This is a genomic window from Nonomuraea sp. AD125B (genome assembly GCF_041402765.1).
Taxonomy (GTDB): Bacteria; Actinomycetota; Actinomycetes; order Streptosporangiales; family Streptosporangiaceae; genus Nonomuraea; species Nonomuraea bangladeshensis.
In genome coordinates, this window is the sequence record NZ_JBGLOU010000003.1 from 516,974 (window position 1) to 534,552 (window position 17,579).

Below are 17,579 nucleotides of genomic sequence, written 5' to 3' on the forward strand. Positions count from 1 at the left end.
TGGAAACTTGAACCCTTCGTCCCCATCCGTCCGGGAGCCTTCCGTGCGTGTCGCCCTGCTCGTCCCCCTTGCCGCCCTGCTGTTAGGAAGCGCCCCCGCGGCCGCCGCGGCCCCCGAGGTGCTGGACTACACGTGCACCACGACCGCGACCGGCGACAAGCAGAACGTCAAGCTGAGCGTCGAGCTGACCGTGCCGGCCACCGGCGGCGTCCAGCAGCACCTGACGATCACCTGGAAGGGCTCCTACTCCGGGTCGGCGCAGCTTCTCGCGCCCGCGACCGGCCTGGAGGCCGGGCTCAACCTGTACGCCTACGCCGGCATCAGCGGCATCCCCGGCCTGACCTCGGCCACGGGCGTCGCCCAGCTCACCGGCGTCTCCCCCGGCGCGCCGATCACGCTCCCCACGACGACGGTCAACCTGACGACCACCCCGTCGCAGGCGGGCACGGGCAAGGTGCACGCGGCGTCCGTCAACTTCGGCCCCAGCCCGCAGGATCCGGTGATCGAGTGCGAGCTCCCGAGCACCACCAAGCCGGTGGACCACCCGCTGACGATCAGCGCCACGGGCGGGTCGCCCAGCCCGACCCCGACGTCGAGCACCACCCCGAGCCCGACCCCGACTCCCACTCCCACTCCCACTCCCACTGATGACGAGGAGGAGGACCCGGAGGACGACGCCACGGAAAGCTCCACGGCGGTGCCGTCCGGCGGCGTCTCCACGGGAGGCGGCGGCGAGGCCGGTCCCGACGGGCGGGTGCTGATCCTGACCGGCTCCCTGCTGCTGCTGGCCGGCGGCACGGGCCTCGTCCTGCGCCGCCGCCGGCCGGCGTCATGAGCGTGATCGCGAATGTGACCAGGAGCACGTGCCCGAGAGGGGGCCCCGGTATTCCCCGGTTGCGAAGGTTAGCCTAACCTTAGCTTCATGACTGAGGAGATCTCCCTCCGCGGCGCGGAGCTGTGCCTGAGCTACCACGGCACCCCCGTGGTCCAGGACGCCCGCATCGCGCTCCGTCCCGGCCGCGTCACCGCCCTGGTCGGCCCGAACGGCAGCGGCAAGTCGACCCTGCTGCGCGCGCTGGCCCGGCTGCACCGCCCCGACAGCGGCGCGGTGACCCTGGCCGACGGCTCCTCAGCCCTGGACCTCACGCCCCGCGACTTCGCCCAACGGGTGACGCTGCTCTGCCAGAGCCGCCCCACGCCGGGCGGCGTCCAGGTACGCGACGTCGTCGGCTACGGCCGCCACCCCTACCGCCGGCGCTGGCGGGCCGGCGACCCCGAGGGCGAGGTGGCCGTCGCCCGCGCGATGGAGCTCACCGGCGTCGCCGTCATGGCCGACCGTCCCGTGGACGAGCTGTCCGGCGGCGAGCTGCAGCGCGTCTGGCTGGCCACCTGTCTGGCCCAGGACACCGGCGTGCTGCTGCTCGACGAGCCCACCACGTTCCTGGACCTGCGCTACCAGGTGGAGCTGCTGGACCTCGTCCGCGACCTCGCCGACGACCACGGCGTCGCCATCGGCGTCGTGCTGCACGACCTCAACCAGGCCGCCGAGATCGCCGACCACGTCGTCCTGCTGCAGGGCGGCCGAGTCCGCGCCGAGGGCACACCCGCCGAGGTCCTCACGACCGAGCTGCTCACCGCCGCCTACGGCATCCGGATCGAGGTCGCCTGCGACCCCCGTACGGGCACCGTGAGCACCCGCCCGGTCGGCCGGCACACCCGCGCGGTCCCGGTCGCCGTCTGATCTCTCTCAGCACCCTCTCCCCCGATTCACCACACGTCAGGAAAGACCATGCGCAAGACCCTGCTCGCCCTCGCCTCCACCGTCCTGCTCGCCACCGCGTGCGGGACGACCGAGGCCCCCGTGACCGAACAGGCGGGGCCGAGCGGCAGTCCCTCCGCCGCCACCAAGATCACCGTGACCGACAGCCGTGGCAAGGAGGTCACGCTGGACCGGCCGGCGACCAGGGTGGTCAGCCTGGAGTGGGCCGAGACCGAGATCCTCGCCTCCCTCGGCGTCATGCCGGTGGGCGCGGCGGACGTGAAGGGCTACGCCACCTGGGACACCGCCGCCAAGCTCGACGACTCGGTCAAGGACGTCGGCACCCGGCAGGAGCCCAGCGTCGACTCCATCAGCGCCCTCCAGCCCGACCTCGTCGTGATGGAGGCCTCGCGGGACGCGCCGCTGATCGGGCAGCTGGAGAAGTTCGTGCCGGTGCTGGTGACCAAGGGCAGCGACGGCAGCGACAACATCAAGCGCATGCGTGACGACGTCGACATGATCGCCAAGGCGGTCGGCAGGACCGACCAGGCGACCAAGCTGATGGCCGACTTCGACGCCGCCATGGCCGCCGGCAAGCAGAAGCTGGCCGACGCGGGCGCCGCGGGCAAGCCGTTCGTCATGGCCGACGGGTGGAAGCAGGGCAGCACCATCTCGGTCCGCCTGTTCGGCAAGGGCTCGCTGGTCTCCGAGATCGCGGGTCAGCTCGGCCTCACCAACGCCTGGACCGGCAAGGTGGACGAGCAGTGGGGCCTCGGCACCACCGACGTCGAGGGCCTGACCGCGCTCAAGGACCCCGACATCCGCTTCTTCTACAACGCCTCCGACGGCGACGACGTCTTCGCCGACGGGCTCGCCTCCAACGCCATCTGGAAGTCGCTGCCGTTCGTCAAGAGCCAGCAGGTCCACAAGCTGCCCAACGGCATCTGGACCTTCGGCGGGCCGCTGTCGGGCCAGCAGTTCGCCGACGCGCTGGTGAAGGCGTACGCGGGTTGAGCAACGCGCCACGACCCGGCTCGGGCGCGCCGGCCGGGCCGGTTCTCGCGCCCGAGCCGCCGGGCACGCCGCTGCGGCGGCTCGGCGCCGCCGGGGTCTTCGTGCTCGCGCTGGCCGCCGTCGTCGTGGTGGCGGCCGTGCACGTGACGCAGGGCACCTCGTCGATCGGCGCGTTCGACCTGCTGGCGCTGCCGTTCGGCGGCGACGAGGAGGCAGCCCGCGTGCTGCTGGCCTCCCGGCTGCCCCGGCTGCTCGCCGGGGTGGCCGTGGGCGTCGCGCTCGGCGTCGCGGGCTCCCTGCTGCAGTCGGTCGCGCGCAACCCGATGGCCGCGCCGGACACGCTGGCCGTCAGCTCCGGGGCGTACCTGGCGGTGGCGACGGCGGCGGCGTTCGGGCTGGCGCTGCCGCTGCCCCTGTCGGGCGGGCTCGCGCTGGTCGGGGGCCTCGCCGCGGCCGGGCTGGTGATGGCGCTGTCGGCGGGCGGGCGCGCCGGGACGACCCGGCTCATCCTCGCCGGGTCCGCCACCGCCCTGGCGCTCCAGTCGCTCACCAACCTCGTCATGATCCTGTTCGAGCAGGAGACCACCGGGTTGTACGCCTGGGGCAGCGGCTCGCTCGTGCAGAGCGACTTCGGCGCCGTCGCCCAGCTCGGGCCGCTCATCACCGCGGTGCTGGTGGCGGCGGTGCTGATCGGGCCGCGGGTGGACATCCTCGGCCTGGGCGACGACACCGCCGCGGTGCTCGGCGTGAACGTACGCCGGATGCGCGGCTGGCTCGTCCTGATGGCCGTGCTGCTGGCGGCGGCCGCCGTGACGATCGCGGGGCCGATCGGGTTCGTCGGGCTCTGCGCGCCGGTGATCGTGCGCCTGCTGCCGAGGACCATCCCCGGGCTGCACCGCAACCGGGCGCTGCTGCCGCTGTCCGGCCTGGCCGGCGCGCTCATCGTGCTCGGCTCCGACATCCTGCTGCGGGCCGCGCTCGGCGGGCAGGCCGGGGTCGAGGTGCCGCCCGGCGTGGTCACGACGATCCTCGGCGCGGGCGTGATGATCTGGCTGGCGCGGCGCTACCGGGACGCGGGGCCGACCCGCAGGCCGCCTGCCGTACGGACCGGCGGGGCCCGCGGGCGCGGGGCCTTCCTCACCGTGGTGGCGGTCTGCGCGGCGCTGCTGGTCGCGGCGCTGGTCGCCGGTCTGCTCGGCGGCGACCGGTGGCTGCTCACCGGCGACGTGCTCAACTGGCTGCAGGGCCGCTCGGGGCGGGCGCTCACGTTCGTGCTCGACCAGCGCTGGCCCCGGGTGCTGGCCGCCGTGCTGGCGGGGGCCGCGCTGGCCGTCGCGGGCGCCGCGGTGCAGGCCGTGTGCCGCAACCCGCTGGCCGAGCCCGGCGTGCTCGGCGTCACGGCCGGGGCCGGGGTCGGGGCGATCTCGCTGCTGGCCGCCGCGCCGCTGGCCGGCGTCTGGATGATGTCCGTCACCGCCGGCGTGGGCGCGCTGGTCGCGTTCGCCGTGGTGTACGCGCTGTCGTGGCGCGGCGGGCTGCACTCGGACCGGCTGGTCCTGATCGGCATCGCCATGCAGGCGGCCTGCTCGTCGGTCACCGTGCTGATCATCGTCAAGTCCGACCCGTGGAACACCGCGCTGGCGCTGACCTGGCTGTCCGGCTCCACGTACGGCCGGGTGCCCGCCCAGCTCGTCCCGGTGGTGCTGGCGCTGCTGGTGGCCGTTCCGCTGCTGGCCTGGCTGCGCCGCGACCTCGACCTGCTCGCGCTGGACGAGGACACCCCGCGCGTCCTGGGCGTGCCCCTGGAGCCCGTCCGCCTGGCCGCGCTGGGCGCGGCGGTCGTGCTGACCAGCACGGCGGTGTCGGCGGTGGGCGTGGTCGGCTTCGTCGGCCTCGTCGCGCCGCACGCCGCCCGCGCCCTGGTCGGCTCGCGGCACGCGCGGGTGCTGCCGGTGGCGGCCCTGCTCGGCGCGTTGCTGGTGAGCCTCGCCGACACTCTGGGCCGTACGGTCATCGCCCCCGCCCAGGTGCCGGCCGGCCTGGTCACGGCGCTGATCGGCACGCCGTACTTCGTCTACCTGCTCTGGCGGGCCCGCGCCCAGGCCGACGCGAGCTGAGGCGTACGCCGCGAGCCGGGGCAGACTGGACGGATGACATCAACCGATCATCGACCGGTCAGCCCGTTCGAGGAGCGGCTGTGGGCGGCCCATCAGGACGGGCAGACCGCGTTGTGCCTCGCCCTGCTGCGGGACACGGAGCTGGCGCTGCCGATCACCGTGGCCGCGGCGGCCGGGGACGAGCCGCCCGCGTGGGCGACGGTCGCGGACGGCCCGCGTACGTGGGTGGTGGCGTACACGTCGGTGGAGGGCATGCGGCTGGCCACCGGCGGGGCGGCTCAGCACGGCCGGATCGCCGCGCTGCCCGAGCTGGCGGCGGGCTGGCCGGACCCCCGGTGGGGGCTGGCGGTCAATCCCGGGCTGTCCGCCGCCTTCCTGCTGGAGCCGGGTACGGTCGCCAGGCTGGCGGTCCCCACGCTGATCCAGGACCTGCGGCTCGCCCCTGACTCGGGGGTGCCGGCGGTGCAGAAGCTGCTCGCGCCCGCCGACATCCACGACCTGCTGACCGGCGGCGAGCCGCGGATCTCCGGCTACTGCCACCACGCGCTCGACGTCTCGCACATCGCCACGCCGGACGTGCTCGCCGCGGCGCTCGGGCAGCCCGGCATGCTGACGGACGACGGCTCGCTGAACGTGCTGCGCTGGCGGCCCGCCGGCCTGGAGCTCTACCTCACGCCCTACGGCGGGACCGACGAGGAGAGCCGCGCGGCGCTCGCCGGCTGGGTGGTCGAGGAGCCGCCGTTCGTCGGGATGGGCCTGGTGCCGAGCGTCGACCACGTCATCCGCGAGTACAAGGTGTACGACGTGCCGCTCCCCCACGGCGCGGAGATCTGGGAGCTGACCGCCGAGGGCGCCGAGCACCGGCGTGCGATGTACCACGGCGACCTGCGGCGATGGCTGCTCATCGGGACGCGGGCGGCATGAGCGGGAGCTTCTACCTGGCCCGCTGGCAGGGCGCCGACTACCCGGCCAGCCCGGAGCCGCACGCCATGGAGCTGTGGATCCGGCTGCGGAGCCCCGAGCCGCTGGACGGGTTCGAGGAGGTCGAGCCCGGTTGCCACGTGCGTACGGTGCCGGCGCCGGAGTGCGAGGCGCTGCACCTGGTGCGGACCGTCTGCCGCTGGCGGCAGGAGTCGTTCCTCGTACGGGAGGAGCGGGACGGGCAGCTGTGCCTGGAGTACCTCGGCGGTTCCGTGCTGACGGCACGCGGGCTCGGGCTGGAGCGGATCGAGCGCGGGGTCTACCGGCGATGGGTTCCCCGGGAGGAGGTGTCGGATCTGCGCGAGCACGCCATGCCGCTAGATGTCGGGATTCAACACTTTTGATAGATCTCTTGCCTTCTGTTGTTCATGTGACGGAAACTGATCGGTAACACGTGAGTGACGTCGGGGACATGTGAGCTTGGCAACGGGGGTTTGTCGCGTGGAGTCGTCGGAACGGCCGGACGCCGCCGCGATGCGCGCCTACGCCGACGAACTGCGCGAGATGTTCCGGCAGATCTCCGACGCCGGCCAGGAGCTGCACGAGAAGGCCAGAACCCTGCGGACCACCGCGAAGTCGCGCGACGGCCTGGTGACCGTGACCGTCGGCGCCCGCGGCGAGCTCGTCGGGCTCGACCTCGATCCGCGCATCTACCGCCACCCTGACGCGCGCCGCCTGGCCGGCACGATCCTCGACACCGTACAGCGGGCCACGGACCAGGCGCGCGAGCGCGTCGTGGAGATTTTGGAGCCGGTCGTCCCACGCGACGAGCTCCTCGCCCACCTCGACGGCGACCTCGACACCGCCATGGCCCGCTTCGCCGAACGGATGGAGGGCAAAAGGTGAGGCTCTGGGACGGCACACAGATCGCGAAGCCCGTCGTCTACCGCGGCATCACGCAGTGGACGACGATGGCCGACGAGCTGAGCGGGGAGGCCACCCGCCTGATCGCCCAGGTCAAGGCCGCGCTCGCGGCCGAGCCGTGGGGCGCGGGCGCCGAGGGCCGGTCCTTCTACGCCGCCCACTTCCAGGGCGACGGCCCGAACCGGATGCTCACCCAGTACGAGGACCTCGCCGAGGCCATCGTCGACGCCGGCACCAGAGTGCGCGCCAACGTCGACAACACCCTGCTCACCGACGCCGACATCAAGAACGACCTGCAGGCCAACCTGACGATGCAGGTCTGACCCCGGCGACGTGGCGACCAACAACGCCGGCGGCCTCACCAACCCCGGCAGCCAGAACGGCGGCGGACTGCCGAGCGCGGTCGCCGCCGTACGCATCGACCGGGACGTCGAACCGGCCTGGGAGACCGAGGCGCTGCCCGAGTGGGTGGTCACCTGGCTCATCCCCATGCTGTCGGCCGGGCAGAAGTGGCCGGAGGCCAGCGAGAGCGGGCTGTCGAAGCTGGCCCAGGCGTACCAGGCGCTCGGCTCGGCAGCCGTCTCCTCCGCGCCGGAGGCCGGAGCCGCCGTGCGCGTGGTCGCGTCCGGCTGGGCCGCGCCCGCCACCGCCGACTTCGTCTCCAGGGCGCAGTTCCTGTACGGCCACGAGGGCGGCCTGACCGGCGTGTCGCAGAACGCGCGGGCGTACACGCAGCAGGCGAGCGACTTCGCCGTCGAGACGCAATACTCCAAGCTCTCCGTCAACGTCGCCTTCTGGGTGACCGTCGTCGCCATCGCCATCGCCCTGTACGCCGCCTTCTTCACCGCCGGGTCCAGCACCGCGCTCATCGGCCCGTACGCGGCGGCGGCCCGCGCCGCCATCAGCCGGATCCTCGTCCGGCTCGCCATGGCGGGCGGCAGGCCGCTCGCCGCCCGGCAGCTCGCCCGGGTGACCGTGCTCAACGGCGCCACCGGACGCGGCCTCATCACCCGGCTGCTCGCCTCCTCGATCGGCCGCGAGCTGATCGAGGAGATCGGCGAGGAGTTCTTCATCGACGCGGCCGCCCAGTACCAGCAGATGAAGATGGGGACGCGGCAGGAGTGGGACTGGAAGAAGTCCCAGGCCGCGATCATCGGAGCGGGCGGCGGCGCGATCATCGGCACCCGGGTGGCCGGGCCGATGTCCCGCGTCACCAGCCGGGTGCCGGGGTTCGCCGGGCGGGCGCTCACCACCGGCCTCACCAACACCATCGCCTCGCCCGCGGGCAGCTTCATCGCCAACGGGCTCGTGTACGACCAGTGGGGGAACCCGTTCACGCCGGACGCCCTGCTGGGGGGCTTCTTCGGCGGTGCCGGGCGCACCGGCACGATCAGCCCGTTCAACCCGGACGTGTACACGGCGCTCGCGCATCCGATCACCTCGCTCGCCTCCGCGTACGACGCCGCCGCTCGCACCGACGCCGCCCGTGCCGGTGGCGCCCCGCCCGGTGACCCGGCCGCCGGGAGCCCGGTCAACGGCGGGCCCAACGGCAGCGGGCCGAGCGGCGGCGACCCGGCCGCCGCCGCCGTCGGCCGCCCCGGGGGCGCGGATCCGGCGCAGGTCCGCAGCACCGTCTCCACGCCCGGCCGCGCCCCTGCGAACCCCGTCGCCACGAACGACCTCACGGGGGACGACGGGGCCCGGCGTACGGCCACCGGCGCTCCGGACGCCGACGCGTCCAGCCAGCGCCGCCCCGCCAGGAACGCCTCCCAGCCCGCGAACCCCGACCAGCAGCCCCAGGCGCCCTCCGCCCCGGACGCGGACGGCTCCGAACCCCGGCGCACCGGGCAGCAGGGCCAGCCGGCGAGGCAGGCCGACCACACCGCTGCCTCGCAACCGACCCCCGACGCCCAGCCGGACGCCACCCCCGCCCAGCCGGACGCGCCCCCTGCCCGGCCTGACGCCACCCCCGCCCAGCCGGAGGCCACAGCGCCGCAGCCGGAGGCCGCGCCGCAGCCGGACTCCGCCACCGCGCCACAGCCGGACGCGACGGCCGCCTCCCAACCGGACGCGGCCACCGCCTCCCAGCCGGACGCCACCTCCGCGCCGCAACCCGACGCGACCGCCGCCTCCCAGCCGGACGCCACGTCCGCGCCGCAACCGGAGGGCGCCGTCCAGCCAGAGGCCGGCACCACACCGCAACCGAACACCGCTGCCGCGCTGCAGCCCGACGCGGCGTCGCAGCCGGAGACCGCTGCCGCGCCGCAGCCGGACAACGCCGCCGCCGTCCAGCCGGCGGCGGCCGGGGCGACCACGCGGCTGACCGATGGAGTCGGCCCCGCCGACGCCCCCGTCGCCTCCGTGACGCCGGCCGCGCGGGCCCGTACGGCGCTGATCGGCGCGCTCACCGCCGACTTCCCCGGCGCGGTGATCGGCCCGGCCGGCGACCTGCTCGTCCCCACGGCCGACGGCGTACGGACGATCCCTGCCGCCACCATGAACCGCATCAGGACCGCGCTGAACACCCGCGCCACCCAGGTGGACAGCCTCGCGGACCTGCAGGCCGAGGCGTCCGCCCTGCTCCTGATCTCCCAAGCCGCGGCAGACCAGGAAACGGCCCCCGCACCGGACCCCGGCCCCGCACCGGCCCCCGCCACCAGCAAACCGGGCACGGTCACCTCCCGCCCGACCCCCGGCACCCGCTACGTCACCGATGGCCGCCAGGGCCCCGACCTGACCCTCGACGAGGTGAAGACCGCGGTCGCCGAGCTCATGGCCCGCCACTTCCTGACCCAGGGGGTGCTCAGCCTGACCTGGTCGCAGGACGGCAGCACGCTGGTGGTCGAGACCCGCGAGCACGGCACCCACCACTTCCGCCCGGTCGTGGGCGGCCTGTCGCCCGACCTGATGGGCCAGACCGACCTGGCCCAGGGCGAGAACGTCGCCCAGGGCACCGACCAGAACGCCCCGCACGTGGTCCACTTCAACCCGAGGGTCGCGAACGACCAGCTTTCCCGGGTCTGGCTGCACGAGATCACCGACACCCTCCAGGCGACGCAGGCGGAACAGGGCCGCCGGCGTCGTCGCCGCAAGGCCGAGGTCACCGAGGACCTGTGCGTTCCGGCCCAGCTCAACGAGCTGGCCTTCCTGTCCGAGAAGTGGCACCAGGCGCCGACGGTCCAGGAAAAGCGCCTGCTCGCCGTGGACATCGACGGCCTGTCCCGCCAGCTCGCCCTGCGCGGGCAGACCCTGCCGCCCCCGCCCTGGGCTCCCACCCAGGCCACCCGGGCGCAACACACGCCGCCGTTACCGGGCAAGAACCCGACCATCCAGCAGGTACGCGACATCCTGCAGACGCTCGCCCAGGCCGAGCAGCACCTCCAGCTCCAGATCGCCGCGAAGGAGCAGAGCGCCGAGGAGGCCGGCGAGCAGGCCCGCCAGAAGTCCGAGGCGGCCAAGAAGGCGCTCGAACAGCACGACGAGGCCCGCTTCGAGCGGGCGCGCAAGGCCCTGCAGGAGGTCCTGGTGCACCAGGCCACGCAGGCCCGGCACACGAGGATCGCCGAGGCGTACAGCGCCGCCCTGGAGCAGGCGAAGGAGACGCGGCAGGCGTACGAGCAGGCGCTGCAGGCGATGACGTACGCCGCCAAGGGCCGCCCGACGCCGCCCGGCGACGTCCCCGTCGCCACGGTCGCCCAGTGGGTGACCGCCAAGGCCCTCGGCCTGCACCAGCAGTATCTGGACGCGATGGCCGCCGCCCTGCCGGACCCGGACACCCTGCCCGGCGCGATGCCCACGGGACGGCTCGCCCACCTGTCGGCCCTGACCTCCACGGTGAACGACCTGCTGGCGCGCCACGGGTCGGCCCACCGCTTCACGCCGGACGGGCTGGAGCGCGCGCTGCGCGCCGACTTCCACCAGACCGCCTCCCGCGACGGCGTCGTGCTGCGCGTCGGCCAGGGCGCCAAGGCGGTGGAGGTGCGGGTCCGGCTCACCCTCAGCGACCTGGTCGAGGTGCTGGACCCGGGCGTCAAGGCGTCGGAGATGATGGTCGGCCTGTTCTTCCAGGCCTCCCACATCGTGTCGGCCACGGAGGCGGGCAGCTTCGGGTTCTCACGCGGCTTCAACACGGCGGTCCTGGCGCAGCTCCTGCCGGAGGGCGAAGTGCCGCGGCACTTGATGGAGCTGCTGGGCGTGAGCCTCGGCATGGGGAGCGGACGCAACGCGTCGACGACGGGCGGCGCCGGCGTGTTCGCGCAGGGCGGCTCGGTCGCCGACAACCGGAGCGAGTCGCTGCTGTTCGACGCCGCCGCGCGCTGGACCGTGGACATCCAGACCAGCGAGAGCGGCGGCTACCAGGGGACGACGGTGGTCGACTCGGGCGCGCCGGGCGACGCCTCCGCGCAGCGGCTGTGGGTCTCCCACTCCTACACCGACGCGGCCCCGAGCGACCTGATCTGGATCCCGGACGACCAGCGGGACCCGAGGATGCCGAACCACGTCCTGGTCAGCGCCATGACCGGCATGGACGACGCGCTCACCGACGTCATGGAGGCGGCCGGCGGCGAGTACGCCCAGGTGGGCAGCAGGGCCCACGGCGAGCTGCGTACGTTCATGACCGAGCTGTCCCACCGGCTGCGCACCGCGGCCACGCCGGAGGGGCTGGAGCGGGTCTTCGGCGTCACCGGCGAGCCCGATCTCCGGGTGACCGCGAAGACGGAGGTCATCCTGGTGACCGCCGAGCCGGTGGGCGGGCGCACCTCCGAGGAGTGGGAGGAGGAGGTGCTCGTCGACTTCGTCGCGACGCCCGGCGGCACCTCAGCCGGCAGGTCGCTGGAGTTCAACGCTTCGGCCGGGCTCAACCTCGCCGGTCTCCAGGGGGTCAACGGCCCTGGCGACTACTCGCCGAACATCGGCCCGAGAGCGCGGGGTTCCAGGTCGGCGGGATCTTCGTACTCGGCGACCGCGAACAAGCAGGGTCTCGATGTGGGCGTGCACCGCAAGACCAGCCCGAAGCAGGCCTTTCGCCTGGAGACGCGGACGACGTTCACCGTGGAGCGGATCGGCCGGCGGCCGGTCGAGCTGCCGCCGGTGCACAGCAAGGTCGTGGTCAGCATGCGGGAGTCGGCCGCCTACCGCTATGGCCTGCCCGTGTCCCGGGAGGCGCTGGTGCACCGGGACGGCAAGCCGCTCGTCGGAAGGGACGGCCGCCAGGTGCTGGAGGGCGATCTGCTGCCCGAAGCGCCGCCCGGCCGCCTGGCGGCGGCGCCGTACTGGCTCGGTGACGGCCCCGAGCAGCTGCGTGGCGCCGGCACCGCCCTCGTCCAGGACATCGAAGGGCTGGACGAGGACCGTAAGCAGGTCATGAAGGAACTGGCCGAGCGCGGCCTCATCCCGAAGATCGTGAACGGCGTGCCGCAGTACTCCTCCGATCCCCTCGAACGGGCCAGCCAGATACTCAACCAGCAGGAGGTCCTGGAGCAGCTGTCCGCGCACCGGATCAGGTCGGCGTACGACACGCTGGCCCAGGCCGAGCCGGGCGGCAGCGGCGGCCTGGTCGTCGACCTGGTGATGCAGAGCCGCAACAGCGCCCCGGAGCACTACACGCTGGAGATGTCGCTGCGGCAGGACTTCAATGACGTGCGCTACCTCGGCTACACCGTCCACGAGACGAGGGCCGGCCTCGGCATCGGCTCCGACACCTCGGCGCGCGGGTTCAGCAGGTCGCGCACGTACGCGGGCGGCGGCTCCGTCTCCGTGGGAGACGGACCGGAGCAGGGCCATGACGGACTGGCGCACGAGATCGGCGTCAACGGCGGCGGCAACGTCACCCGTACGGTGGGCTCCAGCGCCGGCGGCACCACCAACGTGGTGACGCTCCAGGAGACCACCGGTCCGTTGGCGGCCGTCTCGGTGGCGCACGACTCGAAGTACAGGCTGGTACACCGAGGCAAGGCCGAGACGCTGGCCACGGGCCGGGGACGGGCGAAGCTCCTGTTCGCCGCGGACATGCTCCCGCCGGACACCAGCGCCGGCGCGCCCGCGCCCGTGTCGGTCCCGCTCGGCCCGATGCGGGGCCGGCTGCTGTCGCGGGCCCGGCTGCTCTCCATGGACGTGCGGGGGCTGATCCCCGCCGCGCGGCAGGTGGTCCCGGAGGCGATGCGCGGGGACTCGGCGGCCTACCAGCACTTCGCGGCATTCCTGAGCGGGCGCAACCTCGTCGCCCATCCCAAGCTGCTGAACCAGCCGCTCACCACCGATGTCGCGGTCCGCCCTCAGGGGGTGCCGACCCGGTCGGCCCTGTCGGTGTCCGCCGAGACCGGCGAGGCGGAGGTGCTGGCCGTCGTCGACCAGGTGAACGGCAACATCCTGTTCGGGCTGAACAGCGCGGGCGTCTCCTGGGGCGGCTCCTCCGGCGTGAACGTCGGCGCCTCCGTCAGCGGGTCCGACTTCGACGACAGCGGGACCTCACGGGACGGCGGCGGGCTCACGCTGCCCTCCCGCTCGGGCGGCACCTCCGAGTCCACCTCGCTCCTCGACATCTGGGGCACCGAGGAGCTGACGATCGAGCACGGCCGCCAGTACATCGTTCGCGCCCCCGTGGACCTCACGCTGACCGGGGCGGAGAGCAGGATGAACGCGGTGCCCACGGACAGCCGGATCCCGCTGGGCGAGATCCGCACGGCCAAGGCGCGGGGCAACGGATTGTTCTCGCTCCCCGAGTACGACGCTCTGCTCATGTACGCCGAGCACGACCTCGCGCTGTCCGGCCGCCTGGTGGGCGACGCGGTCGAGCGGTTCCTCAACGGCAGCCTCACCCTCGACCCGACCCTCGCCGTGCCCCTGGTGCAGCGCTACCTCCAGGACCTCACCGCGGCGCGGGCGGCGGGCGAGGACGTCCAGTACGCCGCCCGGCACACCCCGGAGGCCCTGCTCGCCAAGATCAGGGAGGTGACGGGGCTCGGGCCGGCGGCGACCACGGCCCAGCAGGGCGGCGTGGACCAGCAGCTCGACGAGGCACTGCGGGATGCCGCGGCCCAGATCGAGAGCTCCAGGGACGTCGTGATCGCCTCGTCGTACGACCGGGCGACGGGCATCGGCACCACCGAGTCACTGGAACTGACGGATGAGCAGGGCGATCCGGTCGACCCGCTGGACGCGGTGCTCGGCACGGTGGACGCCGCCTATCCCGGCATGACGGACACCAGCCCGACGCTGCGCGAGGAGATCAACGTCGACTTCTCTCGGGACGCGCTGCTCATCCAGGTTCCCGACATGTGGTCGCGGACGGGCTACGAGCGGACCTACCACGTACAGGCCGGGGCGCAGGACTCCCGGGCCGAGGAGGTGACGGTCCGGGCGCGGCTGGTGTACGACGACGAGGGCGACTCCCGCCAGGGCAGGATGCTCACACACACCTCGCAGGCCGGCACCATCGTCCAGCACTACCGCTACTTCGACCGGACGAGGTCCGCGTCCTACAACGGCTCCTACTCGGCGGGCGTGGACGTCAGCGCGACGGACAACGGCGAGGGGCAGGGCGTCGGCCTGTCGACGGACCGCAACCGCTCGTACTCGGTCGCGGTGAACCAGCAGGACGTACGGCTCCAGCGGATGAGCCAGTTCGCCGGGCACTACCGGGTGGAGCAGACGCCGAGGCTGGTCATCGAGGTCGAGCGGCGGCAGGTGCGCAAGGGCAGGGTGTCCGAGACCGCCGCCAAGCTCACCCGCAGGGTCCGCTACGCCAAGGCCACCTACCGCGCCCGCCTCGTCCGGCGCATCCCGACCGGCTTCGTCGTCAACGCGGCCCGGGACCCGGGCCCGGTCGCCCTCACGATCGACCCGCGCCGGGTCGAGCTGCACCCCGGCCACTTCCCGCAGGGACTCTGGGACGACCCCGGCAGGCCCACTCTCCTGGAGGTCGTCACCGCGCAGTTCACGAAGATGCTGGGCCGCGCCGCCGTCGCCGAGCGCAGGAACGAGCTGGTCAGGCGGCTGTCACCGTCGGGACTGGTGACCGCGTTCGAGCGCATGGCCGGGCCTGAAGGGCACATCGAACGGATCTCGCGGCTGAAGTTCAAGGACCAGGGCGCCCAGGTGCGGATCCAGGCCCGCCTGTCGGACCTCACTGTCGTCGCCGGCCCGTACGAGGGGGAGAAGGGCGAGGTGGACCGCGCGGCCGACGCCACCAACACCACCGTCTCGCGGGGCCGCGTGCTGCCCGTCGGCGTGGCGGGCAACGCCGACCACTCCGACACCGGCCTGAACGGCGGCGTGCGGACGGGCGAGCAGACGTCCGAGAGCGTGTCCGACCACCACGGAGCCCGCCGCGAGCGCAGCAAGTTCGAGAGCGGCCGCCTCTACAACGTGCGGCTCCGGGTGGACTACGACCTCACCTTCGAGTACGTCGCCCGGCTGCGCGGCCAGGACGAGCGGGTCGTCGGCGACCCCATCCACCTGCCGGGCGCCACGAGCGGCGAGGTCGAGGTGACGCTGACGGAGAACGAGCTGGCGGACCTGCGGTCCCGGATGGAGAACGGCGTGCGGCTCACCCCGGCGCCCGTCGCCCCCGACCGGACGGCCGTCTTCGTGTCCACCCAGAACGTGCACGGGCTCGTCCAGATCGTGGAGGCCGCCCGGCTGGCCGCCCGCGAGCGCGGCGAGGCGGTCCGCGTGGCGGTCCGCGAGACGGACGGCGTCCACCGCTACCTGGCCTTCCCCGACGGTTCCCTGCTCAGCCAGACCCCGGACGGCGGGTTCGCTCAGGCGCTCGCCACCGTCCCGCCCCCGGTGCTGACCGCAGCCGACCGGATCGGCCTGAACCTGCGCGAGGTCTTCATGACCTCCGGCGTGCCCGGCACGTTCACCCAGCAGGTCGTGGCCGAGTTGACGGCGCGCGGCACCTTCGTCGTCGACGGGAAGGCGGCGTGGCCCGTCCAGCACGTCAGCGGGCAGGCGGCGGTCGGCGGCAGCGTCGGCCAGGGCATCTCGGCCGGCGTGTCCTCGCCCGCCATCGAGAACACGCCGCTGGCCAGGTCGGGCCGCCCCGAAGGGGACCCCGACCTGACCCTGGACGAGCTGCGCGCGCAGAACGTCACCGCGGCCGACCTCGGCGGCGCCGTCTCCCGCGTGACCTGGAGCGGGGACGAGACGGTCACCATGCGCTTCGCCGCCGCGCCAGACCAGCACGTCCACGTGGTGGTGGGCGAGCCCGGCGCGGGGCTGAACGCCTCCACCGAGCTGCACGCGGGCACGCCGGACGATCCGCACGTGCTCCGCGTCTGGCCGCGCGTCCACCCTGACGTCGTGTCGTCGGTCCTCGTGCACGACTTGTCGCACATCGCCCAGGAGGTCGCGGCGACCACGGCGGGCGCCCCGCAGGGCGTGGTCAGGCCGTCGCTGTCGCCCGGCCAGGCGGAGGGCACGGACCTCTGCGTGGTCCCACGGCTGGACGAGCACGCCCACCTGTCGAACAAGTGGCGGGCGGCCACCGACCCGGCCCGGCGGGCGCTGCTGGCCGACGCGATCGACGCCGTCGCCACCGACCTCGAACGCCGCGGCCACACCCCGCCACCGCCGCCCTGGGGCACGGGGCCGCGCGTGCCCGTGGCCGACCGGTCGCAGGGGCGGATCGCGCGGCTGCTCAACGCCGAGATCACGGCGGGCCTCGACACCTCGGCGGCCGGGCTGTCCCGGCTGGCCGAGATCGCCGGCGTCGCCGCCCTGTCCCCGGTGCCGGGCCGCCCCGGCGAGTTCACCGTCACCACCCGAGGCGGCACCTTCACCCTGGCCCTGGACCCGGCGCCCGCGGGAACGACGGACGTGCGTGCCACCGAGGCCACGCCGGGCCGTCTGACCCTCCGCGTCCCGGCGAACCCCGACCACAGGACCACCGTGTCCGTGGCCGAACACCTGGCCACCCACACCACCACCCAGCCCGCCGCTCCCCAGCCCGCCGCCGCCACGAGCGGGACGCCGGCCACGACGCTGGAGGGCGCGGCCGGGGCAGCGACGCTGGCGCGCATCCGGGGCCTTGCGGTCGCGGTGAACCAGGGAGGGAACCGCGACGCGCAAGCGGCGTTGCGGGCCGAGGCGGAGCGGGCGGGACTCGCGCCCGGGCAGCCCGGCGCGGCGGCCGCGCTGCTCGCGCTGGCGCGGACCGGCGAGCTCACCTCCGCCCACGTCGCGGCGATCAGGAACCGCCCGGCGCTGCCGGAGGCCGCCGCCGCCCAGGCTTTCGTACGCGGCGCCGCGCTGATGGGCGCCCGCGTCCACCTGTACGGCCCGGACCTGGCCGACCTCGTGCTGCCCGGCCGCCCGCCGATCCCCGTCGAGATCCGCCCGGACAACGCAGGCGCCCCCGATCCGGGCGTACTCACCGTACGGATCGACCCCACCCGCACGGTCGGCGCGAACGAGCGCGCCGCCGCCGCGACCGCCGCCGCCGCGGTCGCCCGCGCCCAGGGCCGGCCGGAAGTCGACCTCGCCGCGCTGGCCGAGGTGCACGAGGCCGTCCGCCAGGTACGCTCCGCCACCGCCGCGCAGCGCCCCGCCCGGCTGGGGGTGCTGCACGACCTGCTCGCCGCCGCGGGCCCCGGCGTGTGGCGGCTGATCGCCGCGCCCGTCGCGGCCGAGCTGGGCACCCTGGCGGCGGGCCCCCGTCCGGTGGACCGCCCCGCCCGCTACGCACGGGCCCGCAGGCTGGCGGACACGACCGGCTGGAACCCGCCAGAGCCGGAGTGCATCTGCCCCGACAACGAGCCGTGCCGCTGCGGCCTGCGCCCGAACCTCTGGCAGCGTCCCGGCCAGCAGCGAATAGGAGCATGAGCGCCCCCACGGGGTCG

At 74.2% G+C, this 17,579-nt stretch carries 9 protein-coding genes; all 9 read left to right on the plus strand.

The features are described 5' to 3' along the window. The first annotated feature begins 43 nt into the window (after positions 1-43). The 9 genes from ACBR40_RS11485 to ACBR40_RS11525 all read left to right on the plus strand — a co-directional run bounded on the left by ACBR40_RS11485 (position 44) and on the right by ACBR40_RS11525 (position 17,562). Positions 44-835 (plus strand): hypothetical protein, encoded by a 792-nt coding sequence (locus ACBR40_RS11485; protein ID WP_371248646.1) that lies wholly within the window; start codon positions 44-46, stop codon positions 833-835. Between the two features lie 87 nt (positions 836-922). Further along, complete coding sequence (locus ACBR40_RS11490) at positions 923-1,741, plus strand: ABC transporter ATP-binding protein (protein ID WP_344206601.1); 819 nt, start codon at positions 923-925, stop codon at positions 1,739-1,741. Positions 1,742-1,789: 48 nt separating this feature from the next. Further along, complete coding sequence (locus tag ACBR40_RS11495; protein ID WP_371248647.1) at positions 1,790-2,773, plus strand: ABC transporter substrate-binding protein; 984 nt, start codon at positions 1,790-1,792, stop codon at positions 2,771-2,773. Further along, positions 2,770-4,890, plus strand: a complete 2,121-nt coding sequence (locus tag ACBR40_RS11500; protein WP_371248648.1) for an iron ABC transporter permease — start codon at positions 2,770-2,772, stop codon at positions 4,888-4,890. The genes ACBR40_RS11495 and ACBR40_RS11500 overlap by 4 nt, the downstream gene beginning before the upstream one ends. 33 nt (positions 4,891-4,923) lie before the next feature. Next, complete coding sequence (locus ACBR40_RS11505) at positions 4,924-5,814, plus strand: SseB family protein (RefSeq protein ID WP_371248649.1); 891 nt, start codon at positions 4,924-4,926, stop codon at positions 5,812-5,814. Then, a complete protein-coding gene (locus tag ACBR40_RS11510; RefSeq protein ID WP_344206597.1) occupies positions 5,811-6,215 on the plus strand; it encodes a hypothetical protein in 405 nt (134 codons plus the stop codon). The genes ACBR40_RS11505 and ACBR40_RS11510 overlap by 4 nt, the downstream gene beginning before the upstream one ends. Positions 6,216-6,312: 97 nt before the next feature. Beyond that, positions 6,313-6,717 carry a YbaB/EbfC family nucleoid-associated protein gene (locus ACBR40_RS11515; protein WP_344206596.1) on the plus strand — a complete coding sequence of 135 codons (405 nt, stop codon included), beginning with the start codon at positions 6,313-6,315 and terminating at the stop codon, positions 6,715-6,717. Further along, complete coding sequence (locus tag ACBR40_RS11520; RefSeq protein WP_371248650.1) at positions 6,714-7,058, plus strand: hypothetical protein; 345 nt, start codon at positions 6,714-6,716, stop codon at positions 7,056-7,058. The genes ACBR40_RS11515 and ACBR40_RS11520 overlap by 4 nt, the downstream gene beginning before the upstream one ends. 10 nt (positions 7,059-7,068) lie before the next feature. Further along, positions 7,069-17,562 (plus strand): hypothetical protein, encoded by a 10,494-nt coding sequence (locus ACBR40_RS11525; protein ID WP_371248651.1) that lies wholly within the window; start codon positions 7,069-7,071, stop codon positions 17,560-17,562. Positions 17,563-17,579: the final 17 nt, after the last annotated feature.

Bases quoted from the DNA above. Each gene is read 5' to 3' on its own strand.
- ACBR40_RS11490 (WP_344206601.1), top strand. From the start codon at position 923: ATGACTGAGGAGATCTCCCTCCGCGGCGCGGAGCTGTGCCTGAGCTAC.
- ACBR40_RS11495 (WP_371248647.1), top strand. From the start codon at position 1,790: ATGCGCAAGACCCTGCTCGCCCTCGCCTCCACCGTCCTGCTCGCCACC.
- ACBR40_RS11505 (WP_371248649.1), top strand. From the start codon at position 4,924: ATGACATCAACCGATCATCGACCGGTCAGCCCGTTCGAGGAGCGGCTG.
- ACBR40_RS11510 (WP_344206597.1), top strand. From the start codon at position 5,811: ATGAGCGGGAGCTTCTACCTGGCCCGCTGGCAGGGCGCCGACTACCCG.